General features: G+C 59.5%; 26 protein-coding genes. 18 read left to right on the forward strand and 8 right to left on the reverse strand.

The window, feature by feature from the left end:
• Nucleotides 1-58 precede the first annotated feature (58 nt).
• Both ACA063_RS07830 and ACA063_RS07835 read left to right on the forward strand, forming a co-directional pair.
• A complete protein-coding gene (locus tag ACA063_RS07830; RefSeq protein ID WP_007946765.1) occupies nucleotides 59-544 on the forward strand; it encodes a chemotaxis protein CheW in 486 nt (161 codons plus the stop codon).
• Nucleotides 545-937: a DUF2802 domain-containing protein gene (locus tag ACA063_RS07835; protein WP_497665395.1), complete on the forward strand. Its 393-nt coding sequence runs from the start codon at nucleotides 545-547 to the stop codon at nucleotides 935-937.
• Between the two features lie 114 nt (nucleotides 938-1,051).
• Here the strand turns inward: ACA063_RS07835 and ACA063_RS07840 are convergent, their stop codons facing one another.
• Both ACA063_RS07840 and fliK read right to left on the reverse strand, forming a co-directional pair.
• Complete coding sequence (locus ACA063_RS07840; protein ID WP_497665396.1) at nucleotides 1,052-1,381, reverse strand: EscU/YscU/HrcU family type III secretion system export apparatus switch protein; 330 nt, start codon at nucleotides 1,379-1,381, stop codon at nucleotides 1,052-1,054.
• Nucleotides 1,378-2,952, reverse strand: a complete 1,575-nt coding sequence (fliK, locus tag ACA063_RS07845) for a flagellar hook-length control protein FliK (RefSeq protein ID WP_497665397.1) — start codon at nucleotides 2,950-2,952, stop codon at nucleotides 1,378-1,380. The genes ACA063_RS07840 and fliK overlap by 4 nt, the downstream gene beginning before the upstream one ends.
• 198 nt (nucleotides 2,953-3,150) lie before the next feature.
• On the opposite strand from fliK, the gene ccmA reads away from it, so the two are divergent.
• From ccmA to ACA063_RS07910, 13 genes are all read left to right on the forward strand, one after another.
• The gene (gene ccmA, locus ACA063_RS07850) at nucleotides 3,151-3,786 is read left to right on the forward strand and encodes a cytochrome c biogenesis heme-transporting ATPase CcmA (protein WP_497665398.1); all 636 of its coding nucleotides are present in this window, start codon (nucleotides 3,151-3,153) and stop codon (nucleotides 3,784-3,786) included.
• Nucleotides 3,783-4,451: a heme exporter protein CcmB gene (gene ccmB, locus ACA063_RS07855; RefSeq protein WP_150582590.1), complete on the forward strand. Its 669-nt coding sequence runs from the start codon at nucleotides 3,783-3,785 to the stop codon at nucleotides 4,449-4,451. The genes ccmA and ccmB overlap by 4 nt, the downstream gene beginning before the upstream one ends.
• 78 nt (nucleotides 4,452-4,529) lie before the next feature.
• On the forward strand, nucleotides 4,530-5,285 hold the full coding sequence (locus ACA063_RS07860; RefSeq protein ID WP_497665399.1) for a heme ABC transporter permease: 756 nt from the start codon (nucleotides 4,530-4,532) through the stop codon (nucleotides 5,283-5,285).
• Nucleotides 5,282-5,458, forward strand: coding sequence for a heme exporter protein CcmD (ccmD, locus tag ACA063_RS07865; protein ID WP_007980758.1), 177 nt, complete (start codon nucleotides 5,282-5,284; stop codon nucleotides 5,456-5,458). Before ACA063_RS07860 ends, ccmD begins: the two co-directional genes overlap by 4 nt.
• Nucleotides 5,455-5,910, forward strand: coding sequence for a cytochrome c maturation protein CcmE (gene ccmE, locus ACA063_RS07870; RefSeq protein ID WP_497665400.1), 456 nt, complete (start codon nucleotides 5,455-5,457; stop codon nucleotides 5,908-5,910). Before ccmD ends, ccmE begins: the two co-directional genes overlap by 4 nt.
• Nucleotides 5,911-5,913: 3 nt before the next feature.
• Nucleotides 5,914-7,902 carry a heme lyase CcmF/NrfE family subunit gene (locus ACA063_RS07875; protein ID WP_497665401.1) on the forward strand — a complete coding sequence of 663 codons (1,989 nt, stop codon included), beginning with the start codon at nucleotides 5,914-5,916 and terminating at the stop codon, nucleotides 7,900-7,902.
• Nucleotides 7,899-8,435: a DsbE family thiol:disulfide interchange protein gene (locus tag ACA063_RS07880; RefSeq protein ID WP_162435944.1), complete on the forward strand. Its 537-nt coding sequence runs from the start codon at nucleotides 7,899-7,901 to the stop codon at nucleotides 8,433-8,435. The genes ACA063_RS07875 and ACA063_RS07880 overlap by 4 nt, the downstream gene beginning before the upstream one ends.
• Nucleotides 8,432-8,902, forward strand: coding sequence for a cytochrome c-type biogenesis protein (locus ACA063_RS07885; RefSeq protein ID WP_497665402.1), 471 nt, complete (start codon nucleotides 8,432-8,434; stop codon nucleotides 8,900-8,902). The genes ACA063_RS07880 and ACA063_RS07885 overlap by 4 nt, the downstream gene beginning before the upstream one ends.
• Nucleotides 8,899-10,101 carry a c-type cytochrome biogenesis protein CcmI gene (ccmI, locus tag ACA063_RS07890; protein ID WP_497665403.1) on the forward strand — a complete coding sequence of 401 codons (1,203 nt, stop codon included), beginning with the start codon at nucleotides 8,899-8,901 and terminating at the stop codon, nucleotides 10,099-10,101. Before ACA063_RS07885 ends, ccmI begins: the two co-directional genes overlap by 4 nt.
• Nucleotides 10,102-10,128: 27 nt before the next feature.
• On the forward strand, nucleotides 10,129-10,539 hold the full coding sequence (locus ACA063_RS07895) for a hypothetical protein (RefSeq protein ID WP_497665404.1): 411 nt from the start codon (nucleotides 10,129-10,131) through the stop codon (nucleotides 10,537-10,539).
• Between the two features lie 180 nt (nucleotides 10,540-10,719).
• Nucleotides 10,720-11,283 (forward strand): phosphonate metabolism protein/1,5-bisphosphokinase (PRPP-forming) PhnN, encoded by a 564-nt coding sequence (phnN, locus tag ACA063_RS07900; RefSeq protein WP_497665405.1) that lies wholly within the window; start codon nucleotides 10,720-10,722, stop codon nucleotides 11,281-11,283.
• Nucleotides 11,284-11,471: 188 nt separating this feature from the next.
• The gene (locus ACA063_RS07905) at nucleotides 11,472-11,684 is read left to right on the forward strand and encodes a type II toxin-antitoxin system HicA family toxin (RefSeq protein ID WP_497665406.1); all 213 of its coding nucleotides are present in this window, start codon (nucleotides 11,472-11,474) and stop codon (nucleotides 11,682-11,684) included.
• Nucleotides 11,684-12,088, forward strand: coding sequence for a type II toxin-antitoxin system HicB family antitoxin (locus ACA063_RS07910; protein ID WP_497665407.1), 405 nt, complete (start codon nucleotides 11,684-11,686; stop codon nucleotides 12,086-12,088). Before ACA063_RS07905 ends, ACA063_RS07910 begins: the two co-directional genes overlap by 1 nt.
• 86 nt (nucleotides 12,089-12,174) lie before the next feature.
• On the opposite strand, the gene ACA063_RS07915 is transcribed toward ACA063_RS07910, so the two are convergent.
• Entirely contained in the window at nucleotides 12,175-13,380 is a 1,206-nt protein-coding gene (locus tag ACA063_RS07915; protein ID WP_497665408.1) for an MFS transporter, read from the reverse strand.
• Nucleotides 13,381-13,594: 214 nt separating this feature from the next.
• On the opposite strand from ACA063_RS07915, the gene ACA063_RS07920 reads away from it, so the two are divergent.
• From ACA063_RS07920 to ACA063_RS07930, 3 genes are all read left to right on the forward strand, one after another.
• On the forward strand, nucleotides 13,595-14,224 hold the full coding sequence (locus tag ACA063_RS07920; RefSeq protein WP_497665409.1) for a hypothetical protein: 630 nt from the start codon (nucleotides 13,595-13,597) through the stop codon (nucleotides 14,222-14,224).
• A 553-nt stretch (nucleotides 14,225-14,777) separates the two neighbouring features.
• Nucleotides 14,778-15,137 carry a DUF6124 family protein gene (locus ACA063_RS07925; protein WP_497665410.1) on the forward strand — a complete coding sequence of 120 codons (360 nt, stop codon included), beginning with the start codon at nucleotides 14,778-14,780 and terminating at the stop codon, nucleotides 15,135-15,137.
• 160 nt (nucleotides 15,138-15,297) lie between these two features.
• Entirely contained in the window at nucleotides 15,298-15,696 is a 399-nt protein-coding gene (locus tag ACA063_RS07930) for a RidA family protein (protein ID WP_497665411.1), read from the forward strand.
• A 270-nt stretch (nucleotides 15,697-15,966) separates the two neighbouring features.
• On the opposite strand, the gene ACA063_RS07935 is transcribed toward ACA063_RS07930, so the two are convergent.
• The 5 genes from ACA063_RS07935 to ACA063_RS07955 all read right to left on the reverse strand — a co-directional run bounded on the left by ACA063_RS07935 (nucleotide 15,967) and on the right by ACA063_RS07955 (nucleotide 21,779).
• Nucleotides 15,967-16,965, reverse strand: coding sequence for a sulfate ABC transporter substrate-binding protein (locus ACA063_RS07935; protein ID WP_497665412.1), 999 nt, complete (start codon nucleotides 16,963-16,965; stop codon nucleotides 15,967-15,969).
• A gap of 223 nt (nucleotides 16,966-17,188) precedes the next feature.
• Nucleotides 17,189-18,013: an ion transporter gene (locus tag ACA063_RS07940; protein WP_162435953.1), complete on the reverse strand. Its 825-nt coding sequence runs from the start codon at nucleotides 18,011-18,013 to the stop codon at nucleotides 17,189-17,191.
• 21 nt (nucleotides 18,014-18,034) lie between these two features.
• A complete protein-coding gene (locus ACA063_RS07945; RefSeq protein WP_497665413.1) occupies nucleotides 18,035-18,949 on the reverse strand; it encodes an urea transporter in 915 nt (304 codons plus the stop codon).
• A 144-nt stretch (nucleotides 18,950-19,093) separates the two neighbouring features.
• Entirely contained in the window at nucleotides 19,094-20,509 is a 1,416-nt protein-coding gene (gene pyk, locus ACA063_RS07950) for a pyruvate kinase (RefSeq protein ID WP_497665414.1), read from the reverse strand.
• Nucleotides 20,499-21,779, reverse strand: coding sequence for a glycerate kinase type-2 family protein (locus ACA063_RS07955; RefSeq protein ID WP_497665415.1), 1,281 nt, complete (start codon nucleotides 21,777-21,779; stop codon nucleotides 20,499-20,501). The genes pyk and ACA063_RS07955 overlap by 11 nt, the downstream gene beginning before the upstream one ends.
• Nucleotides 21,780-21,794 lie beyond the last annotated feature (15 nt).

The following is a 21,794-nucleotide window of genomic DNA, read 5'->3' on the forward strand; positions in this document are numbered from 1 at the left end:
ATCAAGGGCCGCTGCACGGAACACACACCGCCAGGGCGGTTTTTCGAGGGGTCAGGGTATGAATGACAAGGCAACAGCTGCAAAGGGTTCCGAGGATCCGATCCTGCAATGGGTAACCTTCAAGCTGGACAATGAAACCTACGGCATCAACGTGATGCGCGTTCAGGAAGTCCTGCGCTACACCGAAATCGCCCCGGTCCCGGGTGCCCCAAGCTACGTGCTCGGCATCATCAACCTGCGCGGTAACGTGGTCACCGTGATCGACACCCGTCAGCGCTTCGGCCTGATGAACGCCGAGATCAGCGACAATACCCGTATCGTTATTATTGAAGCCGACAAGCAAGTTGTCGGGATCATGGTCGATAGCGTGGCCGAAGTGGTGTACCTGCGTCAGTCGGAAATCGAAACCGCGCCGAACGTCGGTAATGAAGAGTCCGCCAAATTCATTCAAGGCGTGTGCAACAAGAACAACGAACTGCTGATCCTGGTCGAGCTCGACAAGATGATGAGCGAAGAAGAATGGTCGGACCTGGAGAACATCTGATTGATTCTTGAGGTAGCGGTCATTGTCCTGTTCCTTTTATGGGCAGGCACGCTGGCAATGTTCCTGGCCTACATTCGCGCGCAAAAGCTGGTCGCCGCGCAACAGGTCCAGGGCGATGCGCTACGCGATCAGCGCATCAAGGACCTGACCCGGCGTGTTGAGAATTACCAGGACGGTAACGTGCGCATGGGGCAGGAACTGCAGGAATTGCGCGCGGTGGTCGGGCCCTTGCCGGACAAGCTGGCTCAACTCGAACAGCGCGACCCCTCGAGCCTCTCATTCGCCCAGGCGGCTCGCCTGGTGGGAATGGGGGCCAGCGTCGATGAACTGACTCAGTCGTGCGGCTTGACCCAGGCTGAGGCGGAGTTGATGAGCAAGTTGCACAAGAACTGAAAGATCAAAAGATCGCAGCCTCGTTTCACTCGACAGCCCCTACAAGGCGTACGCCATCTTCAATGTAGGAGCTGTCGAGTGAAACGAGGCTGCGATCTTTTTTGCAACACCCAATCAATAATCATCCCCGCGATCGGTGATGTCTTTCTCTACCGCAGGCGCATCCGGATCGTGTCCCGCCGGAAACTTACCCTTCAGCGTCCACGCGAACGCAATGATCTCGGCAATCGTGCGGTACAACTCCTCCGGAATACTTTCCCCCAACTCCATCCGCGCCAGCAGCTTCACCAGCTCGGCGTTCTCATAGATGGGCACCTCATAATCACGGGCAAGCTTCAAAATGGCCTCGGCCAGCGCATCGTCACCTTTCGCCGTGAGGGTAGGGGCGTGGGTGCCGTCGTATTTGAGCGCAATGGCCTGGCGCGGGGCGTTTGAGGTTTTCATGCGTTTTCGTCGACCCAGCGCTGCTCGAGACGGGTTTGGGGGCCTTGGGGTGGTGTGCCGAGGTGGCAATCGATGTCGCCGACGTTAAGCCCCGAATCAAGCAGGCGCTTACGCAGTGCGACCAGATTGCTTTCGATCAGGCTGGCGGTGTAAGGCCGCTCGGCCCAAAGCTGGCTGGACAGACTGCCACTGATCAGCTGTGCCTGGACCTGTAATGGCCCGAGTGGCTCCATATCGAACGCCAGCTCGACACGCCAGAGTTGTTGCTTGGGCTGGCGCTCCTCGGGACGTTCTTTCGGTTGCTCTTTCTCTGGTGCGTCTTCGCGCTGGAATTTGACTTGCAGCGGCACGATGTCCTGCAGGTTGCGCATCGGAATCTCCAGCTGCCAGGTACTCATCAGCCGTCCATCGGCGGTGACACCGGTCTGCTCCAGACTCGACAATTGATGGCTTTGCAAACGCGAGACCGCAGCCGCCGCCAGACGCAGCAGGTGTTCGAGATCGTCCTCGCCATCGCCGCTTTTCAGAAGGCGTTCGGGCACAGGGAAACTGGTGGGCGACGGCTTGGCACTGACCTGGCCGAGCATGCCGAGGGCGTTACGCACAAAGCTCGGCATCGCCTGGGCAAGGGTATTCGCGGCGATAATCGCGTTGAGGTTGGTGTTGGACGCCAGGCCCGGAGTGAGTTGGGCAATAAGCCTGAGCAGATCGCCTTTCATGTCGGGCGCGAGTGTCGGGTTTTGCCCGGTCAGCAGTTTCGACTCGAGGAACACGCCGCTGTTGGCCAATGCCAGGGCCAGACCTTTTGCGCTACTCAATTGATGAATGTCCGGGAGACCGGCCAGTAATTTGTCCACGGCCGCTCGCAGGTCACTGGAGGTTTGCCCCGAGTCCGGCAGGTTCTGCAGCAGTTTGAGCAGGCCATCGAGCGAGCCTTGCCGGCTCGTTTGGCTGGCCAGTTGTTGCGTGACCGCCAACTGCTCCGAGCGATTGCTCAGGGGGACGAATTTCAGGGTCTGGCTGTCCTGCACCAAAGCGCTCAGTAACGTCCCGATGCGCAAGGGTGTCGGGCTATCGATGCTCAGGGTGCTGCCACTCAGCGCGGTGTTGAGCAGGCTCACCATCGAACGGAACACTGTTGGCTGGCCAGGGACCTGCGGCATCACCTGAGAGGTCAGGACTTTACCTTGCAACAAGGTGCCCGCCGGCAGTTGCGCCGTATCGAGGCGCGTGAGGCTGGCAGCGCTTGAGGCAATGGCCTGTTGCAGCGTAATGGCCAGATTGCCGGCCGAGGGCTGGGTAATCGCCAGGTTGCTCCCCTGGGGCAACGGCTGTGCGCTGGTGGCTTGCAGGGTGGTCTGGCGACCGTTGGCCAGGGTGATCTTCAGCAGCAGTTGAAACGCCTGATCCGCCTGCTTGAGCGACAGCACCTCGGCATTGGCGGATTGACCGGCCGAGATCAAACCCTCCATGGGGGTCAACAGCTTCAGCAGTTCACCGCTGGACCCTTGGGGACGCGAAGTCGCCGGTGAGTTCTGCGGGAGCGGGAGGATGTTCATTTCGCCTGTCATACGCGGTCACAACCTGAGGAAATTGCACTCTTTAGAGTAGGAGATGGCATGTATAATGCCGCCCCGTCGTCTTCGGGGCGCTGAAAACATTGCAAATGTTTGACGCAGCTCTCTATGACGGGCCGCCAATGCATCTATCCTGCATTCTCTTTAGCGGCCGCAATACCGCCGACTTGAACCGTAAAGGCCCGTAATCTCTTGACCAGTCCTGTCCTGCAAACCGTTGCCCTTGCCTGTGAGCGAGACCTTCGGCTGCTCTTCGAAAATCTCGAATTGAGACTGGCTAGTGGCGAAATGTTGCAGATAAGTGGCCCCAACGGCAGTGGCAAGACCAGTCTTCTGCGGCTGCTCTCGGGCTTGATGCAACCGACTGCCGGTCAAGTGCTGCTTAACGGCCAGCCGCTCAATGAGCAACGCAACGAACTGGCGCGCAACCTTTTGTGGATCGGCCATGCCGCCGGAATCAAGGACCTGCTGACGCCGGAAGAGAACCTGAGCTGGCTCTGCGCGCTGCATCAGCCGGCTGCCCATGACGCCATCTGGCAAGCACTGGACGCGGTCGGGCTGCGCGGTTTCGAGGACGTTCCGTGCCATTCGCTTTCCGCTGGCCAGCAACGCCGAGTGGCGCTGGCCCGGTTGTACCTGGACAGCCCGCCGCTGTGGATTCTGGACGAGCCTTTCACCGCGCTTGATAAACAGGGCGTGGCCCAACTCGAAGAACACCTGGCTGCCCACTGTGAGCGCGGCGGGATGGTGGTATTGACGACTCACCACACACTGAGCCGAATGCCGGCCGGTTATCGCGACATTGATCTGGGGAACTGGGCCGTATGAGTGTTTTCGGCCTGTTGGTGGCCCGCGAAGCCCGTTTGCTGTTTCGCCGTCCTGCGGAGTTGGCCAATCCGTTGGTTTTCTTTGCAATCGTCGTTGCGCTGTTCCCTTTGGCGGTCGGACCCGAGTCTCAATTGTTGCAAACCTTGTCTCCGGGGCTGGTCTGGGTAGCCGCCCTTTTATCGGTTTTGCTCTCGCTGGACGGGCTTTTCCGCAGTGATTTCGAAGACGGTTCGCTTGAACAGTGGGTCCTTTCGTCGCACCCCCTGCCTCTTCTGGTTTTGGCCAAGGTGCTGGCACACTGGGCGTTCTCTGGCCTGGCACTGGTATTGCTCGCGCCATTGCTGGCGTTGATGCTCGGTTTGCCTGCCGCCTGTCTGCCCGTATTGCTGCTTTCTTTATTGCTGGGTACACCGGTACTGAGCCTGCTCGGTGCGGTGGGCGCAGCGTTGACCGTGGGACTCAAGCGGGGCGGCCTGTTGCTGGCGCTGCTGATTCTTCCGCTGTATATCCCGGTATTGATTCTTGGCAGTGGCGCATTGCAGGCGGCATTGCAGGGTATGCCGGCGACCGGTTATCTCTTGTGGCTTGGTAGCCTGACCGCCCTGGCGATAACACTGACACCCTTTGCAATAGCTGCTGGCCTGAAGATCAGCGTCGGCGAATAATGAGGTCTGGTCAGAAATTGATCAGTAAAGACCCTTGGCTGCTCGTGATGGCGAGCAGCAACCGTGATGGAAACAGTAATGAACTGGACCTGGTTTCATAAGCTCGGCTCACCCAAATGGTTCTACGGCATCAGTGGCAAAATGCTGCCGTGGCTGAGTGTCGCGGCATTGCTGCTGATCGGCGTCGGCGTCGTGTGGGGCCTCGCCTTCGCGCCGCCTGACTACCAGCAAGGCAACAGCTTTCGCATCATCTACATCCATGTTCCGGCCGCCATGCTGGCCCAGTCCGTCTACGTGATGTTGGCTGTGTGCGGTATCGTCGGGCTGGTCTGGAAGATGAAACTGGCCGACGTTGCCCTGCAATGCGCCGCCCCCATCGGTGCCTGGATGACGGCCGTGGCGCTGGTTACCGGCGCGATCTGGGGTAAACCGACCTGGGGTTCGTGGTGGGTCTGGGATGCACGACTTACGTCGATGCTTATTCTGCTGTTTCTGTACTTCGGTCTCATTGCGCTGGGCAATGCCATCAGCAATCGTGACAGTGCCGCCAAGGCGTGTGCGGTGTTGGCGATTGTCGGCGTGATCAACATTCCGATCATCAAGTACTCGGTGGAGTGGTGGAACACCCTGCACCAGGGCGCGACCTTTACGCTCACCGAAAAACCGGCAATGCCTGCTGAAATGTGGCTGCCGCTGCTGCTGACGGTGCTGGGTTTCTACTGTTTCTTTGGCGCGGTGCTATTGCTGCGCATGCGCCTTGAAGTGCTCAAGCGCGAATCCCGCGCCAGCTGGGTAAAGGCCGAAGTGCAGAACAGCCTGGAGGCCGTTCGATGAGTTTTGCTTCATTCGGCGACTTCATCGCCATGGGCCATCATGGCCTGTATGTCTGGTCGGCCTACGGCATCTGCCTGGCGGTACTGGCCCTTAACGTGGCGGCGCCGATCCTGGCCCGCAAGCGGTATCTGCAACAAGAGGCGCGTCGTCTGCGCCGGGAGAACGGCAAGTGAATCCGCTGCGCAAAAAGCGTCTTATCATCATTCTCGCGATTCTGGTCGGTGTCGGCGCTGCCGTCGGCCTGGCCCTGAGCGCCCTGCAGCAGAACATCAACCTGTTTTACACCCCTACCCAGATCGCCAGCGGTGAAGCCCCGCTGGACACGCGCATTCGCGCGGGCGGCATGGTCGAGAAAGGTTCGCTGCAACGGTCCGGCGATTCGCTGGACGTTAAATTCAACGTCACCGACTTCAACAAAACCGTGACCATCAGCTACCGCGGCATCCTTCCTGATCTGTTCCGCGAAGGGCAGGGCATCGTGGCCCTGGGCAAGCTCAACGCGGATGGCGTAGTGGTGGCTGATGAAGTGCTGGCCAAGCACGACGAGAAGTACATGCCGCCGGAAGTTACCAAAGCCCTGAAAGACAGTGGCATGTCGGCACCTACTCCTGCGAAAGAGGGTTAATAGATGACTTCTGCGATCTTTATCCCTGAACTGGGTCAATTGGCGATGATCCTGGCGCTGTGTTTCGCGCTGGTTCAGTCCATCGTCCCGTTGCTCGGCGCCTGGCGCGGTGACCGTCTGTGGATGAGCCTGGCCCAGCCGGCCGCCTGGGGCCAGTTCACATTTCTGGCGTTTGCGTTCGGTTGTCTGACCTACGCATTCATGACTGACGACTTCTCTGTGGATTACGTCGCCAGCAACTCCAACAGCGCTTTGCCGTGGTACTACAAGTTCAGTGCTGTCTGGGGCGCGCACGAAGGTTCGTTGCTGCTCTGGGCGTTGATCCTCGGCGGCTGGACCTTCGCGGTGTCGGTGTTTTCGCGGCAATTGCCGCAAGTGATGCTGGCCCGGGTGTTGGCAGTGATGGGCATGATCAGCACCGGTTTCCTGCTTTTCCTGATCCTCACCTCCAACCCGTTCGCCCGTATCCTGCCGCAGATTCCAACAGACGGTCGCGACCTTAACCCCTTGCTGCAAGATATCGGCCTGATCGTCCACCCGCCGATGCTCTACATGGGCTACGTCGGATTTTCCGTGGCCTTTGCATTTGCCATTGCCGCGTTGCTGGGTGGCCGTCTCGATGCGGCCTGGGCGCGCTGGTCCCGTCCGTGGACAATCGTCGCCTGGGCCTTCCTCGGCATCGGCATCACGCTGGGTTCCTGGTGGGCCTACTACGAACTCGGCTGGGGCGGCTGGTGGTTCTGGGACCCGGTAGAAAACGCCTCCTTCATGCCTTGGCTGGTGGGCACCGCGCTGATTCACTCGTTGGCGGTCACGGAAAAACGTGGTGTGTTCAAAAGCTGGACGGTGTTGCTGGCCATCGCGGCCTTCTCGCTGAGTCTGCTAGGTACGTTCCTCGTGCGTTCAGGCGTGTTGACGTCGGTGCATGCCTTCGCGTCCGACCCTGAGCGTGGCGTGTTCATCCTGATCTTCCTGTTGTTTGTGGTGGGTGGCTCGCTGACGCTGTTCGCCCTGCGTGCGCCGGTGGTGAAGAGCCAGGTCGGCTTCAACCTGTGGTCCCGGGAAACGTTGCTGTTGGGCAACAACCTGGTGCTGGTGGTCGCGGCTTCGATGATCCTGCTCGGTACCCTGTACCCGTTGATTCTCGACGCGATGACCGGTGCCAAGTTGTCGGTGGGTCCGCCGTACTTCAATGCGCTGTTCATCCCGTTGATGGCGTTGCTGATGGTAGTGATGGCCGTCGGCATGCTGGTGCGCTGGAAGGACACCCCGGTCAAATGGCTGGTAGGCATGCTGACCCCGGTGTTGCTCGGTAGCGCCGCGTTGGCCGTGGTGGCCGGTATCGCTTATGGCGATTTCAACTGGGCGGTGATCGCGACGTTCATGCTCGCGGCCTGGGTGTTGCTGGCTGGCGTACGGGACATCTTCGACAAAACACGTCACAAAGGCCTGATCAAGGGCTTGCCGACACTGACCCGCAGCTATTGGGGCATGCAGATTGCGCACCTGGGTATCGCCGTGTGCGCCCTGGGTGTCGTGCTGTCGAGCCAGAACAGCGCCGAGCGCGACCTGCGCCTGGCACCGGGCGAGTCCATGGACCTGGCCGGGTATCAGTTCGTGTTCGAAGGCGCCAAGCACTTCGAAGGTCCGAACTTCACCTCCGACAAAGGCACGGTGCGGGTTATCCGCAACGGCACGGAAATCAGCGTGCTGCACCCGGAAAAACGCCTCTACACCGTCCAGAATTCGGTGATGACCGAAGCAGGGATCGACGCCGGGTTCACCCGTGACCTCTACGTCGCCCTTGGCGAACCGCTGGGCGATGGTGCCTGGGCTGTGCGGGTTCACGTCAAACCGTTCGTGCGCTGGATCTGGTTCGGCGGACTGCTGACTGGTTTTGGTGGATTGCTGGCGGCAATGGATCGCCGTTACCGGGTCAAGGTGAAAAGCCGCGTGCGTGAAGCACTGGGCATGACAGGAGCCACGGCATGAGACGTTGGTTGATGCTGTTGCCACTGGCGATTTTTCTGGTGGTGGCTGTTTTCCTTTACCGAGGCCTGTACCTGGATCCGGCCGAGTTACCTTCGGCGATGATCAACAAGCCGTTTCCGGAGTTTTCCCTACCAGCGGTGCAGGGAGATAAAACCCTGACCAAGGCTGACATTCTGGGCAAACCGGCGTTGGTCAACGTGTGGGGCACCTGGTGCATCTCCTGCCGGGTCGAGCATCCGGTGCTGAACAAGCTCGCCGAGCAGGGCGTGGTGATCTACGGCATCAATTACAAGGACGTCAACGCTGACGCCTTGAAGTGGCTGGCAGAGTTCCACAATCCGTATCAGCTGGACATCCGTGACGATGAAGGCACGTTGGGCCTGAACCTCGGTGTGTACGGTGCCCCGGAAACCTTCTTCATCGACGCCAAGGGCATCATCCGCGACAAGTTCGTCGGTGTGATCGATGAGCAGGTCTGGCGCGAAAAACTGGCCGCCAAGTATCAGGCGCTGGTCGATGAGGCCAAGCCATGAAGCGCTGGATTGCCGCTGCCGTTCTAGGGTTGTGCATGGCGGGCGTGGCTCACGCCGCCATCGACACCTACGAGTTCGCCAAAGAAGGCGATCGTGAACGCTTTCGTGAGCTGACCAAGGAACTGCGTTGCCCCAAGTGCCAGAATCAGGACATCGCTGATTCAAACGCACCGATCGCCGCCGACCTGCGCAAAGAGATTTTCCGCATGCTTGGCGAGGGCAAGGACAATCAGCAGATCATCGACTTCATGGTCGATCGCTATGGTGATTTCGTCCGCTACAAACCCGCCTTGAATGCCAAGACCGCGCTGCTCTGGTTCGGTCCTGCCGGCTTGCTGCTGGGCGGTTTTGTGATCATCTTCGTGATTGTCCGTCGTCGCCGCGTCCAGCGCACTGATGCCCCGGACTCGCTATCTGCCGAGGAGCGCGAGCGCCTCGACCACCTGTTGGATAAAAACCAAGAATGATTGATTTCTGGCTTGCTGCAGGTCTGCTGCTTCTGGTTGCCCTGAGTTTTCTGTTGATCCCTGTGTTGCGTGGCCGTCGTGCCCAGCTGAAAGAGGATCGTACGGCCCTGAACGTCGCGTTGTATCAAGAGCGCGTGGCTGAGTTGCAGACTCAGCAGGAAGAAGGCGTGCTCAACGCCGCGCAGATGGACACCGGTCGTGCCGAAGCGGCCCGTGAATTGCTGGCCGACACCGAGGGCGTTGCCGCACCACGCGTATCGCGGCTGGGCAAACCATTGCCATTGCTGGCGGCGATTCTGGTGCCGGTGCTGGGCTTGGGTTTGTACCTGCATTTTGGTGCCAGCGACAAAGTCGAGCTGACCCGCGAGTTCTCGCAAGCGCCAAAATCGATGGAAGAAATGACCCTTCGTCTGGAGCGGGCCGTCGCGGCTCAACCGGATTCGGCAGAAGGCATGTACTTCCTGGGCCGTACCTACATGGCTCAGGATCGTCCCGGCGACGCTGCGAAGATGTTCGAGCGCACCGTGAACCTGGCCGGCCGGCAGCCCGAGTTGCTTGGCCAATGGGCTCAGGCCCAGTATTTCGCCGACGGTAAAAAGTGGTCTGACAAGGTTCAGGCGCTGACCGACGAAGCGTTGAAAGCCGATCCCAAGGAAGTCACCAGCCTCGGTCTGCTGGGTATTGCTGCCTTCGAAAGCGAGCGATATCAGGACGCCATCGACTACTGGAACCGCCTGCTCGCGCAGTTGCCTGCGCAGGACAATTCCCGCAGTGCGCTGGAAGGCGGAATCGCCCGGGCTACCGAGAAACTTGAAGCCAGTGGCGGCAAAGTCGCCCAGGCACCTGTGGCCAAAGCGCCAGCGCTGCTGAAAGTCACCGTTGACCTCGCGCCGGCGCTCAAGGCGAAGGTCCAACCGGGGGACAGCGTGTTCATTTTCGCCCGCGCTACTTCGGGTCCGCCGGCACCCTTGGCTGCCAAGCGTCTGACCGTTGCCGACTTGCCGGTGACTGTCGAGTTGGGTGATGCAGACGCAATGATGCCGCAGTTGAAACTGTCGAACTTCCCTGAAGTCCAACTGGTTGCGCGCATTTCCCGCGCCGGCCAACCGACTGCCGGTGAATGGGTCGGTCGCAGCCAGCCTCTGGCCAGCAGCAGCACCGCGCCGCAAAAACTGACCATCGACAGTCCGGACAAATAACAGTCCGGGACAACAAAGGAAGCGCCTATGATCGCCATCGCTCGTATCACCCTCATCACCATGGTCATGGGGTTAAGCGCATGTGCGGTCCAGCGGCCGGAGCCAACGCAAACGCCGCTGCCACCGATCCCGCCCTCGCAGCCCCGCCCGACGCCCTCGACGTCGCCAGCGCCGAGCAAGCCGAGCATTCCGGCCAAGCCCGCCAAACCGTTGCCGCGAACGTCCGCAAGCTTCGCGCCGCCACCGGGGGGCAACAGTCATTGGGATGCCAAGCTAGGCGTCTATGTGCTGGATGATCAGACCAACACGTTCTATCGCCAGCGCACTTACTATCGGTGGAACAACGGCTGGAGCCGCTCGATCAGCCCGAATGGGCCATGGGAAGACACGGACATCCATGGCGTGCCGGGTGGTTTGGGACGGCAATTCGGACAGTAATACAAATGCAAAAGCGGTGCGCATAGTTCGTGGCGAGGGGATTTATCCCCGTTGGGTTGCGAAGCAACCCCAAAAAGCTGCTACCGAGGTGTATCGAGTACACCGCGTTCGTTGGTTTTACGACTGCTTCGCAGCCGAACGGGGATAAATCCCCTCGCCACAAACGAAGAGGGTGTTTTGATGGCGGGCAGGATGATCTATCTCATCGGACCTTCAGGTTCGGGCAAGGACAGCCTGCTGGATGCCGCACGAGCGCCTTTGGCCGAGCGAAGCTGTCGCATTGTGCGGCGCGTCATCACCCGCTCGGCGGAAGCCGTGGGGGAGGCGGCGCTAGGCGTCAGCGTGGAAGAGTTCATGGCGCTTGAGGCGCGGGGTGGATTTGCCCTCAGCTGGCGCGCCAATGGCCTGGCGTACGGCATTCCACGGGACATCGACGATTGGCTGGCGGCGGGCCACGACGTGCTGGTCAATGGCTCCCGCGGTCATTTACCGGCGACGCGCCTGCGTTATCCGAACCTGCTGGTGCTGTTACTAACCGTGGACCAAGCCGTGCTGCGTCAGCGCTTGCTGGCACGGGGACGTGAATCGGTCGACGAGATTGACGCACGATTGGCACGCAATGCGCGTTTCAGTGAACAACTGCTCGTAGAGCACGATCCGGCGTTGTGCGTGATCGACAATTCCGGAGTGCTGGAGCATACGGTCGAACGCTTGCTGAGCTGCATTGATCGATTGCACCGGTAAATCATCGTCTTGCTAAATCCTGAAGGTTTCACCCTCTCATTCAGCCCCTGCGCGATCCTTGAGTGTCATGCGGGATTGCTATCCAATCACACGCGGTAAAACAACCGAGCGTCGTCATCCGGATTTTTGTGCTTGAGTAAAGATAACTCTAGGGTTACTTTTATTTGGGCGTGGCAAGGAGGCGAGCGGTGCAGAGCAGGTTATTGATAAAGGAGTTGGAGGCGGCGGGTTGGGTGCTTGATCGTCTTACTGGCAGCCATCATGTTTTCACTCACCGTTACAACCCGAACACGATTCCCGTCCCCCACCCGAAAAAGGATTTGCCGGTCGGGACGGTCAAAAGCATCAGGAAGCGCGCCGACCTTCAGTACCCGGCCGTCAGCAACGCAGGAGTTCCATAATGCAATATCCAATCTGTATTGAGTGGGGCGACGAGAACACTGCCATCGGCATCCAGATCCCCGATATTCCCGGCGCCGTCACCGCCGGGGATAGTTTTGAAGATGCCTACAACGCGGCTGTCGAGATTGCCCACATCATGCTGCAGGAGATTGCAGGAGGCGGGGAGGCGATTCCCATGCCAACTTCAGCAGCTGCGCACCGTGGCAATCCAGACTATGCCGACATGGGGTGGGGAATGCTGGAGCTGGATATCTCGCCGTACATGGGCAAGACCGAGAAAGTCAACGTGACGTTACCCGGTTATGTCATCCAGCGGATCGACCGGTATGTGCGAGAGCACAATATCAAAAGCCGCTCTTCCTTTCTGGCAGATGCCGCGATGGAGAAGCTGGTTCGCTACTGAAGGGTGTCAGGTATTTATCATTCGCGGGCAGCCGGGATGCTGCAGGAGCGATCGGTGCACAGATCGGTTTGCCCGCGATGTTTCTTTTACGCCGCCGCCAGTGATTCCTTGCGGGGAACACTCAAGAACCGCAACAGCGCCAACAGCGGAAATGCGCTGCCGACAATCACGATCCACAACCAGCCGCCATGCTCGTACACCGCACTGGCCACCGAAGAGCCGAACGCGCCGCCAATAAAGATGCTGGTCATGTACAGCGCATTCAGGCGACTGCGGCTCTTGGCGTCGAGCGCATAGACCGCACGTTGGCCAAGCACCATGTTCATCTGCACACAGAAGTCGAGCACCACGCCCGTCACCGCCAGGCCGATGACGCTGTAGACCGGGTGGATGAAGGCTGGAAGAAAGCTCAGGCTGGCGAACACCAGCGCCAGCAGAGAGGCGATACGGGTATGACCCGCGTCGGCCAGCCTTCCGGCGATCGGGGCCGCGATGGCGCCGATGGCCCCGACCAGGGCAAAAATCGCAATCTGGGTTTGCGACAAACCGTGATTGCGCGCCAGTTCCAGCGGCACGGCGGTCCAGAACAGGCTGAAGGTTGCGAACATGCAGCCCTGGTAGAAAGCACGTTGACGCAGCACCGGTTGTGTACGCAGCAGAGTCCAGAGCGAGCCCAGCAGCTGACCATAAGTAGCGCTGTGATCAGGCTCACGCTTGGGGATGGTCAGGGCCAGCACAAGGCTGATCGCCGCCATCAACACCGCCGCAATCACGAACATCGCCCGCCAGCCGAAGTGATCAGCCACCACGCTGGACACTGGTCGCGCCAGCAAAATTCCTAGCAACAAACCGCCCATGATCCCGCCGACCACCCGTCCGCGGGTTTCTTCCGGCGCCAGGTGCGCCGCCAGTGGAATCAGGATCTGTACCGACACCGAACTGAACCCCACCAGCAGTGAAATCAACAGGAACACGTTCGGCTGATCCGTAAACGCTGCGCCCAGCAAACTGGCAATCGCCACCAGTGTGGTGATGATCATCAGGCGGCGGTTTTCCAGCAGATCGCCCAGCGGGACGAGGAAGAACAGACCTAACGCGTAACCAATCTGGGTCAGCGAAACAATCAGGCTGGCCATGGTGCTGGTCAGGCCGATGTCCGGTGCGATCAGGCCGATGATCGGCTGGGCGTAGTAGATGTTGGCCACAATCGCGCCGCAGCAAAAGGCGAAAAGCAGCACCATGCCTCGGGTCATTGTCGCCGTGCCGGTGGGCACTGAGGTTGCTGGGTTCATAACGTGTCTCGCTGAACAATAGGGGACTGCATGCAGGCTAGGCTGCAGGCTGAAACGGCGAAAGAGTGGTTGGACTAATAGTGATCATTCCCTTGCGGAATGAGTGCTGCCCAGTTGCGGATTGATTTCGAGGCTTGATGATACATTCACTTACATCCTGTTCGATAGCGTGCTTATCTTCTCTCTTCCCGATTCAATAACCGGAGGCGCTGCCATGAACGCAATGTTCCGTCACCTGATCCGCGGTGTGTCAGCTTTTGCGATGATTGCCCTGTTCACCGCGGGTCTTGCCCAGGCTGAGGATGCACCGGGAATGCGTATTGGCGTGCGCGGCGAGATCACGGGCGTCAGTCCCGACGTGTTGAAAGTCCACGTGAACAGTGGCGAAAACGTGGTGATCAACCTGAGCAAGGACACCAAGGTGCGTGCCGTCACGTTGGCCAATATCGAAGACATCAAACCCGGCAGTTACATCGGCTCGGCGGCCGTGCCGCAGGAAGACGGCACCCTCAAGGCGCTGGAAGTCCACGTCTTCCCGCCGGAACTGGCGGGCAGCGGCGACGGTCATCGGTCGTTCGATCTGGTCAAGGGCAGCAGCATGACCAACGGCAGTGTGGGTGATTTGGTGGTCAGCAATGGCCGGGTGTTGACCGTTAACTACAAGGGCGGCCAACAGAAGATTCTGGTGCCCGAGGACGTGCCGATCGTAAACCTGGTACCCGGGGATCGAAGCCTGCTGAAAGTGGGGGTGAAGATCGTGACCTTCGTCACCCAAAGCGCTGATGGCACGCTAACGGCTCAATCGATCTCGGCCGGCAAGGACGGCGTCACACCGCCGATGTAGGCCACCCCTGCAGGGTAGAAACTTTGCATTTCACTCTGTAGGAAATCTGTAGGAGCTGTCGAGTGAAACGAGGCTGCGATCTTTTGATGTTGTTTTTAGAGCAAGATCAAAAGATCGCAGCCTCGTTTCACTCGACAGCTCCTACAGGTCCCCGCGTTCATTTCTACATTTCCACGCCTGCCCGCGAAGGCGGTCTGACAAACACCGCATCATTTGCGTGTAGGCAGGAGGCTACGTCACCTTGCGTCGTTGCCTACAACTACTTCAGAATCCGCCGGCTTGTGCGCCTTGGACGCCTTCCGTAGTTTGCTTTCCGTCACTGCTCATCAGTGATCGGGTTTCGCAGCTCGGGTCAATCAAGGCGCTCAGCGCCACCGTTTCGTTCAGTTGGCGCTTTTTCTTCGCCTACTGCATTGCGTTATGGCGGCTGTGCGCGGGAGATCTTCGGGTCTGCCGGGTTCCTTGATTCCCGGTCTGCGAACCTGCGTACAGCTGCCACCTCCCTTCGTTTCGCAGCGAACCGTGGCGGCTCCACTAATCAAGGAGCATCACCATGTTCAAACCAACCCCCAACCCCCCGGAATCAGACCGCGAAAGCACTGCCCCCGACGCTTCAGGCAATTGCGCGACTCCCCATGAAACCCTTGAGGATTACCTCAAGTCCTCCGCCCGCAAAAACGCCGATACCCCCTATAAACCCAACACGATGTTCATGATCGCGCCCGATATCGACACCGAAACCTTGCTCGCCCACGCCTGCGAATCCCTGGCCTCGGCGAATGTCATGGCCAGTGATCTGGCGGGGTTTCTACAGGGGCCCTACCGCAATGCACTGCTGGGGATTGCGCAGGTCATCATGCTGGCCGAACTGGCAGTGAATCGAGCGCTGGATAACATCGATCCTCGGGAATAATCCGCTAAACCGCGTGGAGAGGGGCTAAATCCTCTCACCACAAAAATCGCGGGACGCAGGTCTAACATTTCCAGATATTGCGGTCGGTGGGTTCGGGGTAGATCTCGCGATGGGGTTGGTTTAGGTTCCCCCGATTCGCTAAACGAACAGGGAGTTTTCCATGCCGATATCAACGATCAACCCGTCGACCGTCTTCAATTCGCTTCAATATGGTTTCAGTCAGGCTGTAGAGTCGGGCAGTGGTCGTCGCGTGCTGTTGTCGGGTCAGGTGGGTGTCGATGAGCAGGAGCGTATCGTGGCGGGAGGCCTTTACGAGCAAACGGTGAAAGCCTTTGAGAATATCGAAAGCATCCTGGCTGAGATCGGTGGAGACCTGTCTCATGTGGTCATGATGCGGATCTACATCGCCGAATCTGCGCGAAATGAACAGGATCAGATCACCCGCGTATTGCTGGAGCGGTTTGCGGCCAATCCACCTGCATCTTCGTGGATCATCGTCAGTGGGCTTTCATTGCCAGAATGGCTGATCGAGATTGAGGTTGAGGCGGTTGTTCCTTGATGGCGCCGTGAACTGAGTCCTGAAACAGGTTTACCCTAACGCCTGGCGCACCAGCGAATTGGAGCAGAACCTCAACCCCTTGTAGGAGCTGTCGAGTGAAACGAGGCTGCGATCTTTTGATCTTTTCTTTAAAACAAGATCAAAAGATCGCAGCCTCGTTTCACTCGACAGCTCCTACACAGCTCCTGCAGGTGCCGGGTTATTGAGGACGAGACAAACCCACAAAAAAGGCGACCTTCTCTGGTCGCCTTTTCGTTACCGCATCAGCGATTACTGACCGCTGTAGATCTGATCAAAAACCCCACCGTCATTGAAGTGAGTTTTCTGCACGGTGCGCCAGTCACCGAAGGTCTTCTCTACCGAAAGGAAGTCCACTTTCGGGAAGCGATCGGTGTACTTGGCCAGCACGGCCGGGTCACGCGGGCGCAGGTAGTTGGCCGCGGCAATTTCCTGGCCTTGCGGCGACCACAGGTATTTCAGGTATTCCTCGGCGGCGGCGCGGGTGCCTTTCTTGTCGACGACTTTGTCGACCACCGACACGGGCGGCTCGGCTTCGGCAGAGACGCTTGGGTAGATGACTTCAAACTGATCGCGACCGAACTCGCGGGCAATCATTTCCGCTTCGTTTTCGAAGGTCACCAGCACGTCGCCGATCTGGTTGGTCATGAAGGTAGTGGTGGCTGCACGGCCGCCGGTGTCCAGCACAGGCGCTTGCTTGAAGAGCTTGCCGACGAAGTCTTTGGCTTTGCTCTCGTCGCCGCCGTTTTTCAGCACGTAGCCCCAGGCCGAGAGGTAGGTGTAGCGCCCGTTACCCGAGGTTTTCGGGTTTGGCACGATGACTTGCACGCCATCCTTGAGCAGGTCCGGCCAGTCTTTCAGGGCTTTCGGGTTGCCCTTGCGGACGATGAACACGGTGGCCGAGGTGAACGGTGCGCTGTTGTTCGGCAGGCGGGTGACCCAGTTGTCCGGGACCAGTTTGCCGTTGTCGGCGAGGGCATTGATGTCGGTGGCCATGTTCATGGTGATGACGTCAGCCGGCAGGCCGTCGATGACCGAGCGTGCCTGTTTGCTGGAGCCGCCGAATGACATCTGCAGGGTGATGTTTTCGTTGTGCTCGGCCTGCCAGTGTTTCTGGAAAGCAGTGTTGTAGTCCTTGTAGAAATCGCGCATCACGTCGTAGGAAACGTTAAGCAGGGTCGGTGCGGCCTGAGCCATGCTGGTCAGTGCCAGGCCAGCGGCCAGAAGTGAGGCGCCAAAGATTTTTTTCACTGCGCATTCCTTGTTCTATAAATATTTTTTTTGTAGGAGCTGCCGCAGGCTGCGATCTTTTGATTTTGATCCAATTGGATCGCTGAGAAACAAGATCAAAAGATCGCAGCCTTCGGCAGCTCCTACAGGTTATTTATGAGTCATTAACATAGGTGTTGCCACCGTTTTGCCAGCGACTATAACGGCAGCCGCATAGTCCTTTAAAGATTAAAAAGCTCTTTGCTTATTCCATTTTCTTGAACAGTTGATTGCCGCACCGCGAGCAGAACGCCGCGCCCGCCTCGTGGCTGTTTTTCTTGCACACCGGGCAGTCGTGTTGCAGCTGTTCACCGCGCATGGCGTTGGCCAGTTCGGCGGTGAAAATCCCCGTCGGCACGGCGATGATCGAGTAACCGGTGATCATCACCAGTGACGAAATCACTTGGCCCAAGGGCGTCTTCGGCACGATATCGCCAAAGCCCACGGTGGTCAGCGTCACGATGGCCCAATAGATGCCTTTTGGGATACTGGTGAAGCCGTGCTCCGGGCCTTCGATTACGTACATCAGTGTGCCGAACACGGTCACCAGCGTGCACACGCTGACCAGGAACACCACGATCTTCTGCTTGCTGCCGCGCAGCGCCGACATCAGGTAGTTGGCTTGCTTGAGGTAGGGGCTGAGCTTGAGAACGCGGAAAATCCGCAGCATCCGAATGATCCGGATGATCAGCAGGTACTGCGCGTCGGCGTAGTACAGCGCGAGGATGCCGGGCACGATTGCCAGCAAATCCACCAACCCGTAAAAGCTGAAGGCATAGCGCAACGGTTTGGGTGAGCAATACAACCGCAAGCCATACTCAATGGCGAAAATTATTGTGAAGCCCCACTCGATATACGCCAGCACGTTGGCGTAGTTCTGGTGGATCGAGTCGATGCTGTCGAGCATCACAATCACAATGCTGGCAAGGATGATCAACAGCAAAATGCCGTCGAAGCGCCGTCCCGCCTTGGTGTCGCTCTGGAAAACCATGACGTAAAGCTCTTCACGCCAGTTTCTGCTGCTGTCCATGGATACCGCCTGAACCAATGATCAGCGAAGCCTAGGTTGATTCTCCTCCAGAGTGCAAGGCGTACGGGCAACAGAGGTCTTGCTGCGTATTTGGACAACTGAGCGGATCAGCCAGCATGCGAGGATGAACGGCGCGGTCAGCGTGGGCAGACCGAGGGTGGCAAATACCGGCGTGAGCAACAGCGCCGTGGCGATACCGGCCAGTGGCAACCAGGGCTTTTCGCGCTGCGAGCTGAAGGCGAGGGCGGCGAGCACGGCGTTGTAGCCACCGAGGCCGATCAAAGCGGTGTAGAAGTCGTGATGCAGCAGGCTCCAGCCCATGCCCGCGACAGACGCCAGCAACGCCCAGCAGAACGCGCGGCGATCAGCGATCAGCAAACCTGTCGCAATCATCGCCCCGGCCAGTGGATGACCGAGGAACATCACCTGGCCGAGGCCTTTGAACGGAGCGGCGAGCATGTTCTGCGTGTTGACTTCGATCAGGTGCGCGGTGGTCGAGGGCGTGGCGAAACACAGCAGCAACCAGCCCAGGCCCACGAAGGGCGCCGTATAGGCCGGCACGTATTGGCTGAAGCGCACGCGTTTGAGCCATTGCTGAGTCAGCATTGCACTCAATCCACCCGCTGCGATGATCAGCGGGGGTAACAGCGCTGACCAGGGGAAATACAGGCTCAGTAGTAAACCGAGCAGGACACCGTTGTAGCTGAACAGCCCGGCCTGGCGATCGGCCTTGGCGTAACCGCGACGTTGCGCGGTGAGCAATCCGGCGACGCCACCCAGCAGCGCACCGCCGAGCAGGGTTGGCGCGGTAAAGAGAATGGCCAACAGGCACAGCAGACCGCACAGCGGATGACGCTGGAGGAAGATCTGACTGAATCCGTTGAGCAGGGCAGTCGCCCAGTCGGGGCAGTGGGTGTTGAAGTGGTTGGCAGGCATTTTTATTGTGTGTCAGGGGAATGTGGCGCCTGAATCGCCAGCAGGCTGGCTCCCACACTGAATCTGCGTTCAGTCTTGATTATGTGATCGACACAAAACCAATGTGGGAGCCAGCCTGCTGGCGATGAGGCCAATATAGGCGTTCTAGATCAACGTCTCGATACGCAACGAGTTAGTCGACCCAGGTTGCCCAAAGGGCACACCCGCGGTGATCAACAGCGTATCGCCACGCTGAGCCATGCCCTGCGCTTGCGCGATCTCCAGTGCCGTCGAGCACACTTCATCCACCTGGCGCAGCCGGTCATTGACTACCGAGTGCACGCCCCACGCCACGGTCAAGCGGCGCGCGGCCTGCAGGTTCGGTGTGAGGTTGAGAATCGGCACCGTCGGACGCTCGCGCGCCGCACGCAAACTGGACGTCCCTGACTCGCTGTAATTCACCAGCACCGCCACCGGCAACACGTTGCTGATACGACGAATCGCACAGCTGATCGCATCGGAAGCGGTGGCCTCGGCTTTCGGCCGACTCACGTCCAATTGAGTCTGGTAGTCCGGGCCGTTTTCCACCTGGCGGATGATCTTGCTCATCATCTGCACGGCTTCCAGCGGGTACTCGCCGGACGCAGTTTCCGCCGACAGCATCACCGCGTCAGCCCCTTCAGCCACGGCGTTGGCAACATCGGTCACCTCGGCGCGGGTCGGGGCAGGGGAGAAGCGCATCGATTCGAGCATCTGCGTCGCCACGACCACCGGTTTGCCGAGCTGACGGCAGATGGTGATGATGTTCTTCTGAATCTGCGGCACGCTTTCGGCAGGCACTTCAACGCCAAGATCGCCGCGCGCCACCATGATCGCGTCGCTCAGCTCAGCGATTTCGCGCAATTGAGTGACCGCCGATGGCTTCTCGATCTTGGCCATCAGAAACGCTTTGTCGCCGATCAATGTGCGGGCTTCGCGAATGTCTTCCGGACGTTGCACAAACGACAGCGCCACCCAGTCCACGCCCAGTTCCAGGCCGAAGCTCAAGTCGCGACGATCTTTGGCGGTCAGCGGGCTCAGTTCCAGCACCGCCTGCGGCACATTCACGCCTTTGCGGTCCGACAGCTCACCGCCGTTCAGCACGGTGGTATCGATGGCGTCGGCGTATTTGGTGACCACCCGCAGGCGCAGCTTGCCGTCATCGAGCAGCAGGTCCATGCCCGGCTCCAGCGCGGCGATGATTTCCGGGTGGGGCAGGTTAACGCGGCGCTGATCACCCGGTGTCGGGTCCAGGTCCAAGCGCAATGCCTGGCCACGCACCAGTTGCACTTTGCCCTCGGCGAACTTGCCGACCCGCAGTTTCGGGCCTTGCAGGTCCATCAGAATGCCCAGCGGGTAGTTCAGCTGGCGTTCGACTTCACGAATCCACTGATAACGCTGCGCATGATCCGCGTGATCGCCGTGGCTGAAATTCAGACGGAAAATGTTGACCCCGGCCTCGACCAGCTCACGGATGTCGTCGATGCCATCGGTGGCCGGGCCGAGGGTGGCGAGAATTTTGACCTTTTTGTCAGGCGTCATTTTTAGGGCTCTCGAGAATCAGGATGGCGCGGAAGTCATTGACGTTGGTGCGGGTCGGCTCGGTAACGATCAGGGCGTCGAGTGCCTCGAAGTAGCCGTAGCCATTGTTGTTGTCCAGCTCATCGCTGGCGCTCAGACCCAGCGCGGCGGCGCGGGCGTAGCTGTCGGGGGTCATGATGGCGCCGGCATTGTCTTCGGAACCGTCGATGCCGTCGGTATCACCGGCCAGGGCGTAGACGCCGGGCAAGCCTTTGAGGCTGTCGGTCAGGCTCAGCAGGAACTCGGCGTTGCGTCCGCCACGGCCATTGCCGCGCACGGTCACGGTGGTTTCACCACCGGAAAGGATCACGCACGGTGCTGGCAGCGGTTGACCATGCAGCACCACTTGGCGCGCGATGCCGGCGTGAACCTTGGCCACTTCCCGGGACTCGCCTTCCAGGTCGCCGAGGATCAGCGGGCTGAAACCGGCCTGACGTGCTTTCACCGCTGCCGCTTCAAGCGACTGCTGGGGCCGGGCGATCAGCTGGAAATGACTGCGTGCCAGGCTTGGATCGCCCGGTTTGACGGTTTCCGATTCCGGGCTGTTCAGCCAGTCGCGTACGGATGCCGGGACGTCGATGCCATAGCGCTTGAGGATTGCCAGCGCTTCGGCGGAGGTGCTTGGGTCGGCCACGGTCGGGCCGGAGGCGATGACCGTGGCGAGGTCGCCCGGCACATCGGAAATCGCATAGGTATAAACAGTGGCAGGCCAGCAGGCCTTGCCAAGACGGCCACCTTTGATCGCCGAGAGGTGCTTGCGCACGCAATTCATCTCGCCGATGGTGGCGCCGGATTTGAGCAGGGCTTTGTTGATCGACTGTTTGTCGGCGAGGGTAATCCCGGCCGCTGGCAGGGCCAGCAATGCAGAACCACCGCCTGACAGCAGGAAGATCACGCGGTCGTCTTCGGTCAGGTTGCTGACCAGTTCCAGTACGCGCTTGGCGACGGCCAGACCGGCAGCGTCAGGCACCGGGTGGGCAGCTTCGACCACTTCGATTTTTTCGCACGGGGCGCCGTGGCCGTAGCGGGTAACGACCAGGCCGCTGACTTCACCCTGCCAGCAACGCTCGACGACTTGGGCCATGGCGGCGGCAGCTTTGCCGGCGCCAATGACGATCACCCGCCCGCTGCGATCAGTGGGCAAGTGAGCTTCGAGGACTTGTTGAGGATGGGCCGCGTCGATGGCGGTAGCGAACAGGTCGCGAAGAAATTGTTGCGGATCGATCGACATGGCGAGCTCCCGGAA

This window comes from Pseudomonas sp. LBUM1643 (assembly GCF_059716215.1).

What these genes read in the sequence shown, in the direction of transcription:
- ACA063_RS07830 (WP_007946765.1), top strand. Translation starts at nt 59, where the DNA reads ATGAATGACAAGGCAACAGCTGCAAAGGGTTCCGAGGATCCGATCCTG.
- ACA063_RS07840 (WP_497665396.1), bottom strand. Translation starts at nt 1,381, where the DNA reads ATGAAAACCTCAAACGCCCCGCGCCAGGCCATTGCGCTCAAATACGAC.
- fliK (WP_497665397.1), bottom strand. Translation starts at nt 2,952, where the DNA reads ATGACAGGCGAAATGAACATCCTCCCGCTCCCGCAGAACTCACCGGCG.
- ccmB (WP_150582590.1), top strand. Translation starts at nt 3,783, where the DNA reads ATGAGTGTTTTCGGCCTGTTGGTGGCCCGCGAAGCCCGTTTGCTGTTT.
- ACA063_RS07860 (WP_497665399.1), top strand. Translation starts at nt 4,530, where the DNA reads ATGAACTGGACCTGGTTTCATAAGCTCGGCTCACCCAAATGGTTCTAC.
- ccmD (WP_007980758.1), top strand. Translation starts at nt 5,282, where the DNA reads ATGAGTTTTGCTTCATTCGGCGACTTCATCGCCATGGGCCATCATGGC.
- ACA063_RS07875 (WP_497665401.1), top strand. Translation starts at nt 5,914, where the DNA reads ATGACTTCTGCGATCTTTATCCCTGAACTGGGTCAATTGGCGATGATC.
- ACA063_RS07880 (WP_162435944.1), top strand. Translation starts at nt 7,899, where the DNA reads ATGAGACGTTGGTTGATGCTGTTGCCACTGGCGATTTTTCTGGTGGTG.
- ACA063_RS07885 (WP_497665402.1), top strand. Translation starts at nt 8,432, where the DNA reads ATGAAGCGCTGGATTGCCGCTGCCGTTCTAGGGTTGTGCATGGCGGGC.
- ccmI (WP_497665403.1), top strand. Translation starts at nt 8,899, where the DNA reads ATGATTGATTTCTGGCTTGCTGCAGGTCTGCTGCTTCTGGTTGCCCTG.
- ACA063_RS07895 (WP_497665404.1), top strand. Translation starts at nt 10,129, where the DNA reads ATGATCGCCATCGCTCGTATCACCCTCATCACCATGGTCATGGGGTTA.
- phnN (WP_497665405.1), top strand. Translation starts at nt 10,720, where the DNA reads ATGGCGGGCAGGATGATCTATCTCATCGGACCTTCAGGTTCGGGCAAG.
- ACA063_RS07910 (WP_497665407.1), top strand. Translation starts at nt 11,684, where the DNA reads ATGCAATATCCAATCTGTATTGAGTGGGGCGACGAGAACACTGCCATC.
- ACA063_RS07915 (WP_497665408.1), bottom strand. Translation starts at nt 13,380, where the DNA reads ATGAACCCAGCAACCTCAGTGCCCACCGGCACGGCGACAATGACCCGA.
- ACA063_RS07920 (WP_497665409.1), top strand. Translation starts at nt 13,595, where the DNA reads ATGAACGCAATGTTCCGTCACCTGATCCGCGGTGTGTCAGCTTTTGCG.
- ACA063_RS07925 (WP_497665410.1), top strand. Translation starts at nt 14,778, where the DNA reads ATGTTCAAACCAACCCCCAACCCCCCGGAATCAGACCGCGAAAGCACT.
- ACA063_RS07930 (WP_497665411.1), top strand. Translation starts at nt 15,298, where the DNA reads ATGCCGATATCAACGATCAACCCGTCGACCGTCTTCAATTCGCTTCAA.
- ACA063_RS07940 (WP_162435953.1), bottom strand. Translation starts at nt 18,013, where the DNA reads ATGGACAGCAGCAGAAACTGGCGTGAAGAGCTTTACGTCATGGTTTTC.
- ACA063_RS07945 (WP_497665413.1), bottom strand. Translation starts at nt 18,949, where the DNA reads ATGCCTGCCAACCACTTCAACACCCACTGCCCCGACTGGGCGACTGCC.
- pyk (WP_497665414.1), bottom strand. Translation starts at nt 20,509, where the DNA reads ATGACGCCTGACAAAAAGGTCAAAATTCTCGCCACCCTCGGCCCGGCC.
- ACA063_RS07955 (WP_497665415.1), bottom strand. Translation starts at nt 21,779, where the DNA reads ATGTCGATCGATCCGCAACAATTTCTTCGCGACCTGTTCGCTACCGCC.